This window comes from Pseudomonas sp. YuFO20, assembly GCF_035064975.1.
In the GTDB taxonomy this organism is placed as follows: domain Bacteria; phylum Pseudomonadota; class Gammaproteobacteria; order Pseudomonadales; family Pseudomonadaceae; genus Aquipseudomonas; species Aquipseudomonas putida_AE.
The window spans coordinates 166,387-180,084 of record NZ_JAXDEO010000001.1; the positions used below are offsets into that span (position 1 = coordinate 166,387).

General features: G+C 60.1%; 13 protein-coding genes. 6 read left to right on the forward strand and 7 right to left on the reverse strand.

What is annotated here, in order from left to right:
- Positions 1–269 precede the first annotated feature (269 nt).
- Both SOP85_RS00830 and SOP85_RS00835 read right to left on the reverse strand, forming a co-directional pair.
- Positions 270–1,271: a phosphate ABC transporter substrate-binding protein PstS gene (locus tag SOP85_RS00830; RefSeq protein ID WP_274073741.1), complete on the reverse strand. Its 1,002-nt coding sequence runs from the start codon at positions 1,269–1,271 to the stop codon at positions 270–272.
- Positions 1,272–1,503: 232 nt separating this feature from the next.
- Complete coding sequence (locus SOP85_RS00835; protein WP_274073742.1) at positions 1,504–2,802, reverse strand: MFS transporter; 1,299 nt, start codon at positions 2,800–2,802, stop codon at positions 1,504–1,506.
- Between the two features lie 360 nt (positions 2,803–3,162).
- Between SOP85_RS00835 and SOP85_RS00840 the strand changes: the two genes are divergently transcribed.
- Together SOP85_RS00840 and SOP85_RS00845 are read left to right on the forward strand one after the other, a co-directional pair.
- Positions 3,163–3,567, forward strand: a complete 405-nt coding sequence (locus SOP85_RS00840) for an acyl-CoA thioesterase (protein ID WP_007896491.1) — start codon at positions 3,163–3,165, stop codon at positions 3,565–3,567.
- A gap of 73 nt (positions 3,568–3,640) precedes the next feature.
- Positions 3,641–4,540: a D-hexose-6-phosphate mutarotase gene (locus tag SOP85_RS00845; protein WP_323625735.1), complete on the forward strand. Its 900-nt coding sequence runs from the start codon at positions 3,641–3,643 to the stop codon at positions 4,538–4,540.
- A gap of 131 nt (positions 4,541–4,671) precedes the next feature.
- Here SOP85_RS00845 and SOP85_RS00850 read toward each other — a convergent pair whose 3' ends face one another.
- The 5 genes from SOP85_RS00850 to SOP85_RS00870 form a co-directional block, all read right to left on the reverse strand.
- On the reverse strand, positions 4,672–5,208 hold the full coding sequence (locus tag SOP85_RS00850; protein WP_274073744.1) for a DUF3299 domain-containing protein: 537 nt from the start codon (positions 5,206–5,208) through the stop codon (positions 4,672–4,674).
- An 83-nt stretch (positions 5,209–5,291) separates the two neighbouring features.
- Positions 5,292–5,537 carry a GlsB/YeaQ/YmgE family stress response membrane protein gene (locus SOP85_RS00855; protein ID WP_045057799.1) on the reverse strand — a complete coding sequence of 82 codons (246 nt, stop codon included), beginning with the start codon at positions 5,535–5,537 and terminating at the stop codon, positions 5,292–5,294.
- Positions 5,538–5,649: 112 nt separating this feature from the next.
- Positions 5,650–6,732 (reverse strand): 5-(carboxyamino)imidazole ribonucleotide synthase, encoded by a 1,083-nt coding sequence (locus SOP85_RS00860; protein WP_180202118.1) that lies wholly within the window; start codon positions 6,730–6,732, stop codon positions 5,650–5,652.
- A gap of 11 nt (positions 6,733–6,743) precedes the next feature.
- Positions 6,744–7,235, reverse strand: a complete 492-nt coding sequence (purE, locus tag SOP85_RS00865) for a 5-(carboxyamino)imidazole ribonucleotide mutase (RefSeq protein ID WP_034149342.1) — start codon at positions 7,233–7,235, stop codon at positions 6,744–6,746.
- Between the two features lie 326 nt (positions 7,236–7,561).
- Positions 7,562–8,470, reverse strand: a complete 909-nt coding sequence (locus SOP85_RS00870; RefSeq protein WP_046818579.1) for a LysR substrate-binding domain-containing protein — start codon at positions 8,468–8,470, stop codon at positions 7,562–7,564.
- A 179-nt stretch (positions 8,471–8,649) separates the two neighbouring features.
- Between SOP85_RS00870 and aspA the strand changes: the two genes are divergently transcribed.
- The 4 genes from aspA (at position 8,650) to SOP85_RS00890 (ending at position 13,642) form a co-directional block, all read left to right on the forward strand.
- A complete protein-coding gene (gene aspA / locus SOP85_RS00875; protein WP_274073745.1) occupies positions 8,650–10,074 on the forward strand; it encodes an aspartate ammonia-lyase in 1,425 nt (474 codons plus the stop codon).
- A gap of 484 nt (positions 10,075–10,558) precedes the next feature.
- On the forward strand, positions 10,559–12,010 hold the full coding sequence (locus SOP85_RS00880) for an alanine/glycine:cation symporter family protein (RefSeq protein ID WP_323607390.1): 1,452 nt from the start codon (positions 10,559–10,561) through the stop codon (positions 12,008–12,010).
- A gap of 140 nt (positions 12,011–12,150) precedes the next feature.
- On the forward strand, positions 12,151–13,155 hold the full coding sequence (locus SOP85_RS00885) for an asparaginase (protein ID WP_323607389.1): 1,005 nt from the start codon (positions 12,151–12,153) through the stop codon (positions 13,153–13,155).
- 172 nt (positions 13,156–13,327) lie between these two features.
- Positions 13,328–13,642: a hypothetical protein gene (locus SOP85_RS00890; protein ID WP_274073748.1), complete on the forward strand. Its 315-nt coding sequence runs from the start codon at positions 13,328–13,330 to the stop codon at positions 13,640–13,642.
- Positions 13,643–13,698: the final 56 nt, after the last annotated feature.

Below are 13,698 nucleotides of genomic sequence, written 5' to 3' on the forward strand. Positions count from 1 at the left end.
CAATTCGCTTGGGGGGATTTGTAGTCATTGTGGAATTGGCCAGATCATTCATTCGCACACCCTAGCGATCCTGTATGACAGAAAGATGACAGTGCAGTGACGCAACAAATCCGCCGCCTGGTGAAACCGGCAGCGGAGCGAGAATTTGGGGGGTGTAGGAGCCGGCTTGCTGGCGAAAAATGGTACATCCGACACATTTTCTGCGGATGGATGACCATCGCCAGCAAGCCGGCTCCTACAGAGTCCGAGGTTACCTCGGGCTCAGGGTTTTACTTTTTTGCGACTTCTGCGCCGCCTTCCTGCAGACCCAGGTCAGCCAGTGCTTTTGCTGCAACCTTGGCTGGCAGCGGGATGTAGCCGTCTTTCACCACGACTTCCTGGCCCTGCTTGGACAGAACCAGCTTCACGAACTCGGCTTCCAGCGGGGCCAGAGGCTTGTTCGGGGCCTTGTTGACGTAGACGTACAGGAAGCGCGACAGCGGGTACTTGCCGTTCAGGGCGTTTTCTTCGGTGTCTTCGATGAACTCGCCGCCTTCTTTCTTGGACAGGGCAACGGTTTTCACGCTGGCAGTCTTGTAGCCGATGCCCGAGTAGCCGACGCCGTTAAGCGAGCTGCTGATCGACTGCACAACCGAAGCCGAACCTGGCTGTTCGTTGACGTTTGGCTTGAAGTCGCCTTTGCACAGGGCTTCTTCCTTGAAGTAGCCGTAAGTACCGGATACCGAGTTACGACCGAACAGTTGAAGGGGCTTGTTGGCCAGGTCACCGGTCACGCCCAGGTCACCCCAGGTCTTGACGTCGGTCTTGGCGCCGCACAGGCGAGTCGAGGAGAAAATCGCGTCGACCTGAGCCATGGTCAGGCCCTTGATCGGGTTGTCCTTGTGCACGAATACAGCCAAGGCGTCCACGGCAACCGGGATAGCGGTTGGCTTGTAGCCATACTTGGTTTCGAAGGCTTGCAGCTCGTTGTCCTTCATCTTGCGGCTCATCGGGCCCAGGTTAGCGGTGCCTTCGGTCAGCGCAGGTGGCGCGGTAGACGAACCGGCGGCCTGAATCTGGATGTTGACGTTCGGGTATTCTTTTTTGTAGTTCTCGGCCCAGAGGGTCATGAGGTTGGCCAGGGTATCGGAACCGACGCTGGACAGGTTGCCCGACACACCAGTGGTCTTGGTGTAGCTCGGGATAGCAGGGTCAACAGCGGCAACCGCGTTGGCAGTCGCAACGCCAGCAGCGACAAAAGTCATTGCCGCCATCAAACGCTTCAGTTTCATGCCTTACTCCTAGCAGATAGGGTGTGTTATTCGGGGCCAAGTATCAGCAGGCCGTGTGAACACTCTATGGCTGAAATATGACAATTGGATGAAAGGCCAGTATTCGAGTTTTTAGAACATGATTTATGGCGCCCCAATCGCCAGCAGGCTGGCTCCCACATTGGAATGCATTTCAATGTGGGAGCCAGCCTGCTGGCGATTGGGACGGTACAGACGATAGGAAAGTCGAAAATTATCGACCCTTCTTCCACAGATAAGCACCCACCAGAATCCCGACTCCGCAAAGCACCGCCACATAATAGGCAGGCCCCATCGGGCTCTCCTTGAGCAACAGGCTGACGATCATCGGCGTCAACCCACCGAAAATCGCATAGGCCACGTTGTAGGAGAACGACAGGCCGCTGAAACGCACCACCGGCGGGAACGCCTTGACCATCACGTACGGCACCGCACCGATGGTGCCCACCAGCAGGCCGGTCAGGGCGTACAGCGGGAACAACCAGTCAGGATGGTCGGCCAGGCTGTGATAGAAGGTCCAGGAACTGGCCAGCAATGCCGTGCAACCGACCACGAACACGCGCCCCGCGCCAAAACGATCCGCCAGGGCGCCGGCAATGATGCAGCCAATGCTCAGGAACACGATGGCCACACTGTTGGACTGCAACGAGATGGTTGGCGAGAAGTGATAGACCGTCTGCAGCACGGTCGGGGTCATCAGGATCAACACCACGATGGCGGCGGACAACAGCCAGGTCAGCAGCATCGAAATGGCAATCGCGCCACGATGGTCACGCAGCACCGCACGCAATGGCACTTCTTCGGCCAGGGCCTTGCGCTGTTGCAGCTCTGCAAACACCGGAGTTTCGTGCAGCCAGCGGCGCAGGTACACCGAGAACAGACCAAACACGCCACCCAACAGGAATGGGATCCGCCAGGCGTAATCCGCTACTTCAACCGGGGTATAGACGCTGTTGATCGCCGTGGCGACCAGCGAACCCAGGAGGATGCCCGCCGTCAGGCCGCTGGTCAGGGTGCCGCAGGCATAACCGACATGCCGCTGCGGGACGTGTTCAGAAACGAAGACCCAGGCACCCGGCACTTCGCCGCCAATCGCCGCGCCCTGGATCACCCGCATCAGCAGCAACAGGATCGGCGCCCACATGCCGATCTGCGCATAAGTCGGCAGCAGGCCCATGATCAGGGTCGGCACCGCCATCATGAAGATGCTCAGGGTGAACATCTTCTTGCGCCCCAGCAGGTCGCCGAAGTGCGCCATCACGATGCCGCCCAGCGGTCGCGCCAGGTAACCGGCGGCGAAGATGCCGAAGGTCTGCATCAGGCGCAGCCACTCGGGCATGTCCGCCGGGAAGAACAGCTTGCCCACCACCGTGGCGAAGAACACGAAGATGATGAAATCGTAGAATTCCAGCGCGCCGCCCAGGGCCGACAGCGATAGCGTCTTGTAATCGTTGCGGGTCAGCGGACGTGCGGATTGGGAAGGCTGCGCGATACTCGAGGGCGCTGTGGTCATGGCAAGGGCTTCTCTTATAGTCAGGTCTGCCGCCCCAACAACGCTGGCAAGGGCTCGGGCAGGACCGGCACGATAGCAAATTGTTCGAAAAAGCACATAGAGGCGCGTATTTGATGGTCAAAATGAGAACCCGACGGTCGTATCGGAGTCTACCGACCGATATACTCGCAAGTGAGCGATAGCTAACAAGGGTTGCTGTGCGAAAACGCCTCAGGTTCACAGGCGATTTCGCAGAGTTTCCCTTTAGGCGCCTTACGAAAAACGTGACGAACGCAGTATGTTCGGGGATGAATCGTTTTTCCGAGACGGCTATTCACCCGCTATACCTACGAAGAGTCACGGGTCAGAGGCACCCCCGGCATGATAGAGCTCGAACAAGAAGATCCGATCCCGCAAGGCGACCTGGCCCTGCAAATCACCGCGCTTCCTCGCGAAACCAACGGCTTTGGCGATATTTTCGGCGGCTGGCTGGTGGCGCAGATGGATTTGGCCGGTACCGCGATGGCCAGCAAGGTGGCCGGCGGTCGCGTGGCCACTGTCGCGATCGACCGCATGGCCTTCCTGGTTCCGGTCGCCGTGGGCGCTCAGCTCTCCTTTTATACCCAGGCCCTGGAAATCGGCCGCAGCTCGATCCAGATGATGGTCGAGGTCTGGAGCGACGATCCACTGTCCAGCGAATGGCGCAAAGTCACTGAAGCGGTGTTCGTGTTTGTCGCCATCGATGGCAGCGGCCGTACCCGTTCTGTTCCGCCCCGGGCTCGTTAAAACCCGGCTGCGTTAAACCCGCCAGGCGTTTTGCGGTCCATTGCAGTCATTGTTACTGATCGAGAGCTGTCCCATGAGCACGCCCAACGTTGAAGCCGTCAAACTGGATGAACTGAACTGCTGGCGCATCCGCCACGGTCAGGCCGAATTGCTGGTGGCCCAGCAAGGTGCGCACATCCTCAGCTATCAATTGGCTGGGCAACCGCCGCTGATCTGGCTCAACGACGAGGCCGTGTTCAAGGCCGGCAAAAGCATCCGTGCCGGCGTGCCGGTGTGCTGGCCGTGGTTCGGCAACCTGGCGCGCAACCCGCAGAGCGTCCAGGCGATGCGCGTCAGCAACGAACCCGCCACTGCCCATGGGCTGGTGCGGACGATGGACTGGGAGTTGGGCGGCATCGAGTCCGAGGGTGAAAACCTGAAGATCGAATTCCTCTTGCCCTGCCCCGAAGACGGCTTGCCAGGCTGGCCACACCAGGTCGACCTGAAGTTGAGCATTCGTCTGGACGAGCAGCTGCATATCAGCCTGACCAGCCACAACCAGGGCACCGACACCGTTACGATCAGCCAGGCGCTGCACAGCTATTTCGCGGTCAGCGATGTGCGCGAAGTGCATGTCGAAGGGCTGGACGGCTTGAGCTATATCGAGACCCTGGACGACTGGAAAACCGTGACCCAGGCCGGTGACTTGCGCTTTACCGGCGAAACCGATCGCATCTACCTCGATACACCGAGCCGGCTGAGCATTGTCGACCCGGCCTGGGAGCGGCGAATCGAGCTGACCAGTACCGGCTCACGTTCAGCAGTAATCTGGAACCCGTGGACCGAACGCGCCGCGGCATTCAGCGACATGGCCGACGATGGCTGGCAGCGCATGCTGTGCATTGAAACGGCGAATGTCTTGGGGGATGTGGTGACTTTGGCACCGGGTGCCAGCCACACCTTGGGCGTAAGCATCGGCAGCAAATCTCTGTAGCACCATGAAACCAATGTGGGAGCGGGCTTGCTCGCGAAGAGGGAGTGTCAGTTGACATAAATGTTGCCTGACATATCGCCTTCGCGAGCAAGCCCGCTCCCACATTTGGCTGTGCCATGCCAACCGGCGAGTTACAAATCCGACTCCTGCACCACTCTCACCTTCGCCGCATCCAGCGCATAGGCCGCATCCGCCAGGTCATTGCTGACCTTCTCGATCTTCAGCGTGCCGGTCACCCACAGCGGCGTGTAGATATCCTCCAGCTTCAAGCCCTTGGGATAACGCACCAGCACCAGTTGATTGGGTGGCGGAGGTGGAACGTGGATGCAGGCGCCCGGGTAAGGCACCAGGAAAAACAAGGTGCTACGGCCCTTGGCGTCAGACTCCAGCGGTACCGGGTAACCACCGATACGGATGTCCTTGTCGTTCATCGACGCTACGGTCCTGGTCGAATACATCACCGCGGGCAAACCCTTGCTCTGCTTCATGCCACCTTTTTCAGTGAAGGTGCCATTGGCTTCCGGGGAGTCGTGGTCGATTTCGGGCATGGCCTCGAGGGCTTTCTGGTCCGACTTGGGCATCAGTTCGAGCCAGTCGGTTTCCGGCAGCTCGCCGGCATGGGCAAGGCCCGTACTCAGTAAAACAAGAGTCAGCAGAAGACGGCGCATGAAAATGCTCGGTAGAGATAAGGAAATCGCCGGGCATTCTAGTCCTCCCGGGCTGCGCCGCCGAGAGGACTTTGTCGCTTGAATCAGTTCTTTTTGATCAGGCCGTAGATCACCAGCAAGATCACAGCGCCCACCAGCGCCCCGAGGAAGCCTGCACCTTCGCCCGCCTGGTAGAAACCCAAGGCCTGGCCGCCATAAGTAGCCGCCAGCGAACCGCCAATACCGAGCAGGATGGTCATGATCCAGCCCATGCTGTCATCGCCCGGTTTGAGGAACCGTGCCAGCAGGCCGACGATCAAGCCGATAAAGATGGTTCCGATGATTCCCATGGCATTTCCCTCTGATTTGGTTGGTTATGCGAAAGCCTAGTCAGACTTTGGCATCCTGCCATGAGAGAACGGCGGCCCCTGAATGGTTCCGCCGCTGCCACATGAAACTGTTTTACTCGGCGATGAGCGCTTCGACCTTGAGGATCTGCGCGGCGAGGGTTTCGCGATCTGCACAACGCAGGTTGGCGTGACCGACCTTGCGGCCGACCTTGAACGCCTTGCCGTAGTGGTGCAGATGGCAATCAGCAATGGCCAGGACTTTTTCAGTCTCCGGCACTTTACCGATGAAGTTGAGCATCGCGCTTTCGCCGACCTTGGCGGTCGAACCCAGCGGCAGGCCGGCGACCGCCCGCAGGTGGTTTTCGAACTGGCTGCACTCGGCGCCTTCGGTGGTCCAGTGCCCGGAGTTGTGCACGCGCGGGGCGATTTCGTTGGCTTTCAGGCCGCCGTCGACTTCAAAGAACTCGAACGCCATCACGCCCACATAATTCAGCTGCTTGAGCACTCGGCTGGAGTAATCCTCGGCCAAGGCCTGCAACGGGTGATCGGTGCTGGCCACGGACAACTTGAGGATGCCGCTGTCGTGGGTGTTGTGCACCAGCGGGTAGAACCTGGTTTCGCCATCGCGGGCACGCACGGCGATCAGCGAGACTTCGCCGGTGAAGGGTACGAAGCCTTCCAGCAGGCAGGCCACACTGCCCAGTTCGGCGAAGGTACCCACGACATCTTCCGGTGTGCGCAGGACCTTCTGGCCCTTGCCGTCGTAACCCAGGGTGCGGGTTTTCAGTACGGCGGGCAGGCCGATGGAGGCCACGGCGGCGTCGAGGTCAGCCTGAGACTGGATGTCGGCAAATGCCGGGGTCGGAATCCCCAGGTCCTTGAACATGCTCTTTTCGAACCAGCGATCACGGGCGATGCGCAGGGCTTCGGCGCTCGGGTAAACCGGCACGAACTGCGACAGGAACGCCACGGTTTCCGCCGGGACGCTCTCGAATTCGAAGGTCACCAGATCGACCTCATCAGCCAGCTGACGCAGGTGATCCTGATCGCCGTAATCGGCCCGCAGGTGTTCGCCCAACGCGGCGGCGCAAGCGTCCGGCGCCGGGTCGAGGAAAGCGAAGTTCATGCCCAGCGGAGTGCCCGCCAGCGCCAACATGCGACCCAACTGGCCGCCACCGATTACACCGATCTTCATCGTCAACAACCTCAGGCGATGCGTGGGTCTGGATTTTCCAGGACGCTGTCTGTCTGCTCAGCACGGAAGGTTTTCAGTACTTCGTGGAACTGCGGGTGCTTGGCGCCCAGGATACTCGCCGACAGCAGGGCTGCGTTGATCGCACCGGCCTTGCCGATGGCCAGGGTGGCGACCGGAATACCTGCTGGCATCTGCACGATCGAGAGCAGCGAATCGACGCCCGAGAGCATCGCCGACTGCACCGGCACGCCCAGCACCGGAAGGTGGGTCTTGGCCGCACACATGCCAGGCAAGTGGGCTGCGCCACCGGCACCGGCGATGATCACCTCGATGCCACGCGCCTCGGCTTCTTCAGCGTACTGGAAGAGCAGGTCCGGGGTGCGGTGGGCAGAGACCACTTTCACCTCGTAGGGGATGCCGAGCTTTTCCAGCATATCGGCGGTGTGGCTAAGGGTGGACCAATCGGACTTGGAGCCCATGATCACGCCAACCAATGCACTCATCGTCGTGCCTCTTCTCTCTGGGCGCCCGCAGGCGCATCAAAAAACAACAAGCCACGCAAAATGCGTGGCTTGATTGTACGAATTATGGCCGGTCGTAACCGGCCGAAGGCCGCGCAGTATACCTCAATACAGCAGATAAACAGCCCCTGTTGCGACCATCTGTCATACGGCGCAAAGTCCCGGTTTTATTGACTCCCAGGTCAATGGAATACAGCACAAATCTCCTGTGGGAGCGGGCTTGCTCGCGAAAGCGGTGGGTCAGTCAACATCAATGCTGCCTGACATACCGCATTCGCGAGCAAGCCCACATTTGAGTTTCCGCGGTCTCAGGTACTTTGGGCAGCGCCACCTTCCAGCTTGCGCCACAACAACCGCACGTTCGCCTTGCGTACCAACGCGCAGCGGTACAAACGGATCTCCAACGGCACATGCCACTGAGGCCCACCGCACACCACCAGTTCACCGCGCGCCAGCTCGGCGCGCACACTCAGTTGCGGCACCCAGGCAATCCCCAGCCCTTCCAGCGCCATGCTCTTGAGGCTATCGGCCATGGCGGTTTCATACACCGTGGTAAAGCGCAGCGCGCGTTGGCGCAGCAAACCGTTCACCGAACGCCCGAGAAACGCTCCCGCGCTGTAGGCCAGCAACGGCACGCTGGCCTCGCCCTCCAGATCGAACAGGGGCTTGCCCTGCTCATCTGCCGCGCACACCGGGAGCATTTCGGTATGCCCAAGGTGCAGGGAAGGAAAGATCTCAGGGTCCATCTGCATGGCGGCATCCGGATCGTAGAACGCCAGCATCAGGTCGCATCCACCTTCGCGCAGCGCGTGCACGGCGTCGCCGACGTTGGTCGCCACCAACCTTGTAGCGATGTTCAACCCTTCATTGCGCAGTTGCGCGATCCAGCGCGGGAAAAAACCCAGTGCCAGTGAGTGCGCCGCCGCGACCTGCATCACTTCGCCCTGCCCGCCTTCCAGATGATGCAGGTGTCGCAGCACTTCACCGAGCTGCTCGACCACGGTGCGCGCGGTGACCAGGAACAGCTGGCCCGCCGCCGTCAGCTCCACCGGCGTGCGCGAGCGGTTGACCAAGGTGAGCCCCAGCGCGGCTTCAAGGCTACGGATCCTGCGGCTGAAGGCCGGTTGAGTCACGAAACGGCGTTCCGCTGCCTGGGAGAAACTGCGGGTGGCGGCCAGGGCACTGAAGTCCTCCAGCCATTTACTTTCCAGATTCATCACGTCCTCCCGGAACGCACCAATTTAGGTCACACGCTCACCGCGAACACGGCGTCACATCGACATTATGCCGAATATGCATAGGCCAGTGTTTAATAGCATTGGCCCAAAATTCTCCACAAGCCTAGCATTTGCAGTGTTCCGGCACAGCCCGGGTCCATATTGAGATGATTTCTATCATGTCCTCCGCTGCATCATTCCGCACAGAAAAAGACCTGCTTGGCGTACTCGAAGTACCGGCTCAAGCGTATTACGGCATCCAGACCCTGCGAGCGGTGAACAACTTCCGTCTCTCGGGCGTTCCGATTTCGCATTACCCGAAGCTGGTAGTCGGCCTGGCCATGGTCAAGCAAGCTGCCGCTGACGCCAACCGCGAGCTGGGTCACCTGAGCGAAGCCAAGCACGCTGCCATCAGCGAAGCCTGTGCCCGTCTGATCCGCGGCGATTTCCACGAAGAATTCGTGGTGGACATGATTCAAGGCGGCGCCGGTACTTCCACCAACATGAACGCCAACGAAGTGATTGCCAACATTGCTCTCGAAGCAATGGGTCACGAGAAAGGCGAGTACCAGTACCTGCACCCGAACAACGACGTGAACATGGCGCAGTCGACCAACGACGCCTACCCGACGGCAATTCGCCTGGGTCTGCTCTTGGGTCACGACGCGCTGCTGGCCAGCCTCGACAGCCTGATCCAGTCGTTCGCCGCCAAAGGTGAAGAATTCAGCCACGTCCTGAAGATGGGTCGTACCCAGCTGCAAGACGCCGTGCCGATGACCCTTGGCCAGGAATTCCGCGCCTTCGCCACCACCTTGGGCGAAGACCTGGCACGCCTGAAGACGCTGGCACCCGAACTGCTGACCGAAGTGAACCTGGGCGGCACCGCGATCGGCACCGGCATCAACGCCGACCCGCGTTACCAGCACCTGGCCGTTCAGCGCCTGGCCACCATCAGCGGTCACCCGCTGGTACCGGCGGCCGACCTGATCGAAGCCACCTCGGACATGGGCGCCTTCGTGCTGTTCTCCGGCATGCTCAAGCGTACCGCGGTCAAGCTGTCGAAGATCTGCAACGACCTGCGCCTGCTGTCCAGCGGCCCACGCACCGGCATCAACGAAATCAACCTGCCGGCGCGTCAGCCAGGCAGCTCGATCATGCCAGGCAAGGTCAACCCGGTTATCCCGGAAGCCGTGAACCAGGTGGCATTCCAGATCATCGGCAACGACCTGGCCCTGACCATCGCGGCCGAAGGCGGCCAGCTGCAATTGAACGTGATGGAGCCGCTGATCGCCTTCAAGATCTTCGACTCGATCCGCCTGCTGCAACGCGCCATGGACATGCTGCGCGAGCATTGCATCACCGGCATCACCGCCAACGAAGAACGCTGCCGTGAACTGGTCGAGCACTCGATCGGCCTGGTCACCGCGCTGAACCCGTACATCGGTTATGAAAACGCCACCCGCATCGCCCGTATCGCCCTCGAAAGCGGCCGCGGCGTGCTGGAACTGGTGCGTGAAGAAGGCCTGCTCGACGACGCCATGCTCGCCGACATCCTGCGCCCGGAAAACATGATTGCCCCGCGTCTGGTCCCGCTTAAAGCCTGACCAAACGCCAGCTCTTTAACCAAGAGCCACCGCTCACCAGGTCGAGGGACTAGACACCTCTCACCTTTTGAGGGCTTGGAGATCATTCTCCAGGCCCTTTTTTTTACTCGGAACTTGTGGTGCTTTTGCTGGCCTTTTCGCTGGCAAGCCAGCGCCTGCAAGGACAGGGTGAACACCAACCACCTGTAGGAGCTGGCTTGCCAGCGAAGAGGCCCTCAAGCACCCCGAAACCCCCTTCGTTTAACCGCATGCACCACAACCGTGCAGACGGACGGCACTCTCATCGGTATAGTGCCGCCCCTCTTCGCGTAGGCGGTCGTCGGTAGCGAGACCACAACCCATGCGAAACCCGAACTAATAACAAACCCGCGATATGAAACCGGGACGAACATCGACCCACCTGTTGTGCCGTGCGCCCGCTGGTGTAACGCGATGTTTCTGTCCGGCCAGCATCTGCCCCCACAAAAAACAGCGAGGAATATCCATGCTCGAAGTCATCAACGACTTCCTCTCCGGCAAAGTACTGATCGTGCTCATTGTCGGGCTCGGTAGCTACTTCACGATCCGCTCGCGTTTCGTTCAATTGCGTCACTTCTTCCATATGTTCGCAGTCTTCCGCGACAGCCTCAAAAGCAGCGCCGGCCAACTCAGTTCCTTCCAGGCCTTGATGCTCAGCCTGGCCGGGCGTGTCGGTGCAGGCAACATTGCCGGTGTCGGCATTGCCGTGACACTGGGTGGCCCCGGTGCCGTATTCTGGATGTGGGTAACCGCACTGGTCGGCATGTCGAGCAGCTTCTTCGAATGCTCCCTCGGCCAGCTCTACAAGCGCTGCGACAGTGAAGGCCAGTTCCGTGGCGGCCCTTCCTACTACATCCAGCACGGCCTGCAAAAGCGCTGGCTGGGGATGATCATGGCGTTCCTGCTGCTGGTTACCTTCGGCTTCGCCTTCAACGGCCTGCAATCCCATGCCGTGACCCACTCTCTGAACAACGCGTTCGGCCTCGACACCACCTGGACCGGCCTTGGCCTGGCCGTGCTGCTGGGCCTGGTGTTCATCGGCGGGATCAAGCGCATCGCCAAGGTCGCTGACCTGCTGGTGCCGGTGAAGACCCTGGTGTACATCGGCGTGACCATCTACGTGATCGTGCTGCAGTTCGATCAGGTGCCGGGCATGCTGATGACCATCGTCAAGAGCGCCTTCGGCCTGGACCAGGCGTTTGGCGGCCTGATCGGCAGCGCCATCATCATGGGAGTCAAGCGCGGCGTGTTCGCCAACGAGGCCGGCCTTGGCAGCGCGCCGAACGTGGCCGCGGTGGCTGCGGTCGAGCATCCGGTCGCACAAGGGGTGGTCCAGGCGTTCAGTGTGTTCCTTGACACCTTCGTCATCTGCACCTGCACGGCCTTGCTGATCCTGCTGTCGGGCTTCTATACCCCGGGTTTCGAAGGCGACGGCATAGCCCTGACCCAGAACTCCCTCGCCGCCGTGGTCGGTGACTGGGGCCGGATGTTCATTTCCGTGGCGCTGGCGTTGTTCGTGTTCACCTCGATCCTCTACAACTACTACCTGGGCGAGAGCAACCTGCGCTTCCTGATCGGTGAAAACCGCAAGGCACTGATGGGCTACCGTGCGCTGGTGCTGGTCCTGATTTTCTGGGGCGCCATCGAAAACCTCGGGACCGTGTTCGCCTTTGCCGACATCACCATGACGATGCTGGCGTTCGTCAACCTGATCGCGCTGTTCCTGCTGTTCAAGGTCGGCATGCGCATCCTGCGTGACTACGATGACCAGCGCGCGGCCGGGATCAAGACCCCGGTGTTCGACTCGAGCAAGTTCCCCGACCTGGACCTGGATCGCCAAGCCTGGCCAGCCAATCCGCCAGCCGCCATCACCAAGGCTGAAGCCGAGTCACAGGGCGTGCCCGCAGCGCAACGCTGATCGGTTAAAGTGCGTTATCCCTTGTGGGAGCGGGCTTGCTCGCGAAAGCGGTGTGTCAGGCAACATCAATGTTGACCGACACTCCCTCTTCGCGAGCAAGCCCGCTCCCACACAGGAACTCATCGTTATCGGAGCACCCCATGAATTCCTCGACCTACCCTGCCGCCCAGCACGTCATGGTGCTCTACACCGGCGGCACCATTGGCATGCAAGCCAGCGAACACGGCCTGGCGCCGGCATCCGGTTTCGAAGCGCGGATGCGCGAATACCTGCACAGCCAGCCTGATCTGGTGGTACCGCAATGGCGCTTTCGCGAGATGTCGCCGCTGATCGACAGCGCCAACATGACCCCGGCGTATTGGCAGCAATTGCGTGAAGCGGTGGTCGATGCCGTGGACGTGCAAGGTTGCGACAGCGTGCTGATCCTGCACGGCACCGACACCCTGGCCTACAGTGCCGCCGCCATGAGTTTTCAATTGCTTGGCCTGCACGCCCGCGTGTGCTTTACCGGCTCGATGCTGCCGGCCGGCGTAACCGACAGCGATGCCTGGGAAAACCTGGGCGGCGCGCTGGTTGCTTTGGGCCAAGGCTTGGCGCCGGGCGTGCACCTGTACTTCCACGGCGAACTGCTGGACCCGACCCGTTGCGCCAAGGTGCGCAGTTTTGGCCGGCATCCGTTCAAGCGCCTGGAACGTCAGGGTGGTGGCGTGAAGGTCGACTCCCTGCCGCCACAGCTGAATTACAACCAGGGCAAGCAACTGGCGAAAGTCGGCGTGCTGCCGTTGTTTCCTGGGATCGACGCCGAAATTCTGGATGGCCTGATCGACAGCGGCATTCAGGGCCTGGTGCTGGAGTGCTATGGCAGCGGTACCGGTCCGAGCGACAACCCGGGTTTTCTCGCCAGCCTGGAACGGGCACGGGACGCGGGCGTCGTGGTGGTGGCAGTCACGCAGTGCCACGAAGGCGGCGTAGAGCTGGACGTTTATGAGGCGGGTAGTCGTTTGCGGGTGGCCGGTGTGCTTTCAGGTGGCGGCATGACCCGTGAAGCAGCGTTCGGCAAACTGCATGGCTTGCTGGGTGCAGGACTTGAACCTTCCGAGGTTCGGCGACTGGTCGAATGGGACCTGTGTGGCGAGCTGGCTTGATATATACATCCCTCACAATGAGTGCGCTCAAGTTCTTTTCGAGAACTTGAGCCGCCACTTCGAACATACAACTTTACAAATACAATGCAATTATAACTCCCACAACAAAGTCAAGTTAGATACCTTTGCTCAGGCAGGACGCACCTAAACTTGATTACAGGAGTTACATATAATGAGCATTTCATCCAAAGGCTGGACCGCACAAATAGACCGGATGCCGGGCGCTGCTTCTTTCCGCACCTACGGCACCGTAACGGTCGCCAATAGTGGCATTACACCAACGCTGGTCCTGAGTGCACGGCAAGACAAGACCACTAATATACGCCTGGACCTGCTACTCGAAGAATCAAGCGACATGTCGCTGCAGGTTCTAACAGACAAGTTTGTCGAGTACAAGGAAATGGGCAACTCAAACGTCACCGGCGTCAGCATCTTCCATGATGGAAAATTACTGCACCATATAAGTGAAGTAATGATTACCCATTAAGAGCAGTGTATTTCCCACGCTATAGAATTTCCCGCCAGACACGCCAAGTGCTTGGC

Coding starts and splice junctions, on each gene's coding strand:
- SOP85_RS00850 (WP_274073744.1), bottom strand. CDS start 5,208: ATGCGCCGTCTTCTGCTGACTCTTGTTTTACTGAGTACGGGCCTTGCC.
- SOP85_RS00845 (WP_323625735.1), top strand. CDS start 3,641: ATGAGCACGCCCAACGTTGAAGCCGTCAAACTGGATGAACTGAACTGC.
- aspA (WP_274073745.1), top strand. CDS start 8,650: ATGTCCTCCGCTGCATCATTCCGCACAGAAAAAGACCTGCTTGGCGTA.
- SOP85_RS00870 (WP_046818579.1), bottom strand. CDS start 8,470: ATGAATCTGGAAAGTAAATGGCTGGAGGACTTCAGTGCCCTGGCCGCC.
- SOP85_RS00890 (WP_274073748.1), top strand. CDS start 13,328: ATGAGCATTTCATCCAAAGGCTGGACCGCACAAATAGACCGGATGCCG.
- SOP85_RS00835 (WP_274073742.1), bottom strand. CDS start 2,802: ATGACCACAGCGCCCTCGAGTATCGCGCAGCCTTCCCAATCCGCACGT.
- purE (WP_034149342.1), bottom strand. CDS start 7,235: ATGAGTGCATTGGTTGGCGTGATCATGGGCTCCAAGTCCGATTGGTCC.
- SOP85_RS00880 (WP_323607390.1), top strand. CDS start 10,559: ATGCTCGAAGTCATCAACGACTTCCTCTCCGGCAAAGTACTGATCGTG.
- SOP85_RS00885 (WP_323607389.1), top strand. CDS start 12,151: ATGAATTCCTCGACCTACCCTGCCGCCCAGCACGTCATGGTGCTCTAC.
- SOP85_RS00860 (WP_180202118.1), bottom strand. CDS start 6,732: ATGAAGATCGGTGTAATCGGTGGCGGCCAGTTGGGTCGCATGTTGGCG.
- SOP85_RS00855 (WP_045057799.1), bottom strand. CDS start 5,537: ATGGGAATCATCGGAACCATCTTTATCGGCTTGATCGTCGGCCTGCTG.
- SOP85_RS00840 (WP_007896491.1), top strand. CDS start 3,163: ATGATAGAGCTCGAACAAGAAGATCCGATCCCGCAAGGCGACCTGGCC.
- SOP85_RS00830 (WP_274073741.1), bottom strand. CDS start 1,271: ATGAAACTGAAGCGTTTGATGGCGGCAATGACTTTTGTCGCTGCTGGC.